The sequence below is a fragment of the Bacillus sp. 05T31 genome, assembly GCF_056396725.1.
On record NZ_JBFTMA010000385.1, the window covers coordinates 1 to 4046 of the forward strand.

Annotated in this window: 5 protein-coding genes and 1 pseudogene; 1 reads left to right on the top strand and 5 read right to left on the bottom strand. The window is 29.6% G+C overall.

The features are described from left to right. Both AC1DJR_RS19885 and AC1DJR_RS19890 read right to left on the bottom strand, forming a co-directional pair. A partial coding sequence (locus tag AC1DJR_RS19885; protein ID WP_477003327.1) for an IS4 family transposase occupies nucleotides 1–655 on the bottom strand: 655 nt, incomplete at its 3' end. Nucleotides 656–802: 147 nt separating this feature from the next. Beyond that, nucleotides 803–1159, bottom strand: a complete 357-nt coding sequence (locus tag AC1DJR_RS19890; RefSeq protein ID WP_477003328.1) for a PH domain-containing protein — start codon at nucleotides 1157–1159, stop codon at nucleotides 803–805. A 557-nt stretch (nucleotides 1160–1716) separates the two neighbouring features. Here AC1DJR_RS19890 and AC1DJR_RS19895 point away from each other — a divergent pair. Next, nucleotides 1717–1947 (top strand): annotated as a pseudogene (locus AC1DJR_RS19895) (hypothetical protein); the annotation flags it as partial. Between the two features lie 252 nt (nucleotides 1948–2199). Here AC1DJR_RS19895 and AC1DJR_RS19900 read toward each other — a convergent pair. The 3 genes from AC1DJR_RS19900 to AC1DJR_RS19910 form a co-directional block, all read right to left on the bottom strand. Further along, the gene (locus AC1DJR_RS19900; protein ID WP_477003329.1) at nucleotides 2200–2913 is read right to left on the bottom strand and encodes an ABC-2 family transporter permease; all 714 of its coding nucleotides are present in this window, start codon (nucleotides 2911–2913) and stop codon (nucleotides 2200–2202) included. 15 nt (nucleotides 2914–2928) lie between these two features. Further along, nucleotides 2929–3654: an ABC transporter permease gene (locus AC1DJR_RS19905; protein ID WP_002016820.1), complete on the bottom strand. Its 726-nt coding sequence runs from the start codon at nucleotides 3652–3654 to the stop codon at nucleotides 2929–2931. A gap of 2 nt (nucleotides 3655–3656) precedes the next feature. Next, nucleotides 3657–4046: ATP-binding cassette domain-containing protein (locus AC1DJR_RS19910; RefSeq protein WP_477003330.1), on the bottom strand; the 390-nt coding region annotated here is incomplete at its 5' end.

Consider the following 4046-nt stretch of genomic DNA (forward strand, 5'->3'; position numbering starts at 1 on the left):
AGATATAGTAAGCCTTTTTATCTTGTATATGTTGAAGATCTTTTAAATGAAAATACCCTAAATCACGGATACATAAATCATTTGGTGCCACAGTTGGAACACACAGAGAACCATAGGTTCGATCATGTTGTTTCCCTGGACCTGTATGGATATGTAGGAATTGTCCGCTTAATAGGTCATATTCAAGTTGAATTTTCATCCCAGCAGTATGGCTACATCCTCCAGCCCCAGGATAAATGGTTGAAAATATATCTGGAAGCTGAAATGCAGTGGAATCTAAAATGCGAATACGCTTGAAAACAGAGGTGTATGGAGAAGAAAGTGGCATAGATGAAGTTAATTTTTTATTTAGAAGGTTAGTCAATATATGTTGTAAAAACTGAACGGCTGATGTATTAAACCGTTGATTCAGTCCTTCCGGACTGATGAGTACTTCTGTGGATGCTTCTAAACAGCTAGATAACTGAGCTAAAGAGGTTGTAGCGATATTTTGACTCATCCATATACATAAAGCGACTAAATCTTTTGCTTGGTATTTACTRGTTCGTTGTACAAAACCAACATCTCTAGCAAGATCCCGTAAGGTATTTGGAGATAAAAAACTTTGAATCTCTTGAGCAAATAGTTGTAATTCGTCAGAMACAGAAACAGACATAAAAAACGCCATCCTTTCCTATGATTCTACAGAAAGAATAACGTATTTTTTCATTTTGAGGGTATTTCTTTTTATTAGCTAGATAGCGATGTGCCGGTACCCCATCGCCATCAACTTAAAAAAATTGTTGAAAGATTTCTTTAGAAATTAAATCTTTGATTGAACCAATTCTAAAAACTTGTTTACTTTTGATGGACTTGAAAAATTAGAGAATACAATAAAGTCATCTTTATGATGCATTGTTAATTTTTCGATAACAGGAAGAACAGATAGCTCTAAAATTAGACCTCTCGTATCATTGAAGTTTGAAATTTCAGTGTAATCATAATCCCACTTAAGTCCTTTTCCAAACATATAATCAGCACAGAACAATAACTTTTTATTTGTAGCAACTAAGATCCCAGATCTACTAATATAACCAAAATTTATTGTACAATAAATTTTAGAAAGGATTTCTTCATTGCTTTTCAAATGTTCTTTTACGGTATCTAAGTTGGCTTTCATAATTAATTCCCCCATGGTTGATTGTTAATAGTAAACTACATAAATTTTATACAATACTTATTATTGACGTTTCATATACATTCATTATTACATTTAAATAAAAATGGAACTATCTAATAACCTTACATAAAGGTGACAGTTTTGTAATAATTTCAATAACATTAAGAGTGTTTAATGCAGCACAATTTAAAACAAAGTTAAAATGACTCAAAAACTCTTAACGTGTTTTTTTCAAAAATGCGGGCATACCAATAACTCTAAATTTATGCAATTTTATGAGTTAAGTCACATAGCGCCACATCGTCATCAAGCCAGGTCTAAAACGAAGAAAATGAGTTGAATTCTCATAAATAACTATAAAATAATAAAATTTTCGTTTTGGCGACACTTCAAAATATTAACTTGATAGGCATGGGGTCGCCCCAACATTTCGCGGATTCTGTACGCTAAGGATGTAAGCCACAATACGAAAAGACTTTTAACATAAGAACCGAAATAATGAAATCATAGAACAAGGCAAGCACGAAGCTTGCCTTGTTTTTTATTCTGTATCTGTAGGTACGTTTTCTCAATATGAACCAGTAAAAATGGTTCAGGGCGTTGAAGATACTGGAAGTAATTCTTTTAGCCAAGCTAGCTTTTCAAACGTACTTCTAAGAGCAGATACATCTGGATCTACCTACAAAAGTTGGAACAGCTCAATTTCTTCCTCATTTTCTCAACACGGTACTTATGGTAGTAATTTCAAAGTTTATTCTCAAGTACCATTAAGCGCAAGTTTACGTTAAGGTTTTTATTTGCATAATAATGTTTGTATGAAAAAAAGTAGCTGCGCTTTTGTGCAGCTACTTTTTTTAAATAGAGTAAATTAGTAATAGATATTCGAGTGACCATAAGTGACATCTATCATACTTTAGCTTCTTCGAATTCAATAACATTTGATCCGCATGTCTTATTAATTGGCTTAACGTATCGAGATCCATATTGTAGTAACTACAACATGTTTTATTATTACTAATGCTACACTCCTCATTGTAACCTTAATTCCATCTCATTGATTTTTTATTATATAAAGTAGACAACATCAATATACAACTTAGTAATGATAATAGATATACAAAGAGAATAATATACAATTGTTTTGTTTCAATGCTATCAATATAAAGACTCATAATTGGATATGACCAAGGGAATAGTATCCAATAGTTTGTATGAGAGATAAAAAAGCTACCAAGTCCACCTATAACCCCTACTAATAATGAAAGTAACGGGATTTTATAAAATATTATATTTATTAAAAAATGTAGATTCACAATAATTAAAGAGCTAATTACCATAAAAAGTATAGAAAAACTTAAACTTTGATAAACAGTCCCGAGATTATCAACCGTTAATACTATAGGTATACTCGTTATGATTAAAGCACATAGTAAATAACCAAAAGTAATTATTAAGCAAAATAAAAACTTATTACTTAATATAGTTTTTAAAGTGATCCCGTGATAAATAGCAGACATATATCCTTTTCTTCTGAATTCATTTACAAAAGAAAATGACACTAATAGACCTATCGCAATAGGTAAAAATAACCTACAAAAAAGGCTCAGAATCGCTATATGCATGGCAACGCCATCTTTTAATTGAGCCGATACAGTTAGAAAAACTTGAAAACTAATTGGTATCAACAGAAATACTAGTAACAGGATATACAATCCATTATGAAGACTTTTTTTATATTCACCTAAAATACCCACTTGTTTCACCCTTTATTATTCATATGTATAATATTTAAAACTCACAGTCAATAACATAATTCCTAAAATATATATTGAAGAACTTGCAAGATATAATAAAATAGTTGTTTCTTTAATCATTACGTCACTTACTATATTCAATGCATAAAATATTGGAAATGTCTTTGTGAATATTGCAGGGAATAATCCATATGTTACGCTAAAAAAAATCCAAATAACTGACAAGGACGCCGCAAGAATTCCCTTTTTTATAATTAAATGAAAAAGCAATTGAGAATATGGTATTGCTAAAGATAGAATGGTACAAAGTATAAACATTTTTAAAAAATAAAGTATGGATATTTCATATCCATTTATAAAAATATAGATACCCATAACCGAAAAATTTAAAATATTAAAAATCAAATAGAACAGTATAAACAATAAATTTTTAGATACCAATAATTTTAATTTTGAAATTGGCTTTGTATAAATAATGGCCCAAGTGCCATATTTATTTTCAGAAGAAATGATAAGATACCACATACAAGCAGAAAAAATGCTTAACGTTAGTGTATTAAAGTTTACTGTAATTGCTATAAGATTTGTAGATTGAAACATGTCAGGATTATTCTTGTTAAAAATAAAATAACTTATACACAAAAAGCTTGATAATAATGAAAAAAACAAAGAATATAATAATAATTTTCTCCCACCAATTTTCCTCATCTCACTATTCACACTTTTAAAGATAAATTGCATTATTAGAGTAACTCCTTTTGTTTAGTTAAAGTTAAAAATACTTCCTCTAATGTTAGCTTTTTAGGGCTAACTTCAAAAATATCTATATCATTTTTAATTAATATTCTGGTTAAATTAGGAACACTATCTTGATCTATTATTAGTTTGAATACCCCTTCTTTTTCTATGCTATAAGGTATACCCTCTGTATTTAAAATCCTTTCTGTGGCAGTAGTGTCATTAACATGAACAATATATTCTCTAGAAGTAATAATACTGTTTAAATTCCCTTCATAGAGTATGGTACCCTTATGTAGTAATGCTATGTGATCTGCTATCATTTCAATTTCAGCTAAATTATGACTAGAAATAAATATTGTCTTCCCCTCATTTTTTACTAAATGAAGTAATAA

Excerpts from the sequence above, each read along its gene's own strand:
- AC1DJR_RS19890 (WP_477003328.1), bottom strand. The coding sequence starts at position 1,159 with ATGAAAGCCAACTTAGATACCGTAAAAGAACATTTGAAAAGCAATGAA.
- AC1DJR_RS19905 (WP_002016820.1), bottom strand. The coding sequence starts at position 3,654 with ATGCAATTTATCTTTAAAAGTGTGAATAGTGAGATGAGGAAAATTGGT.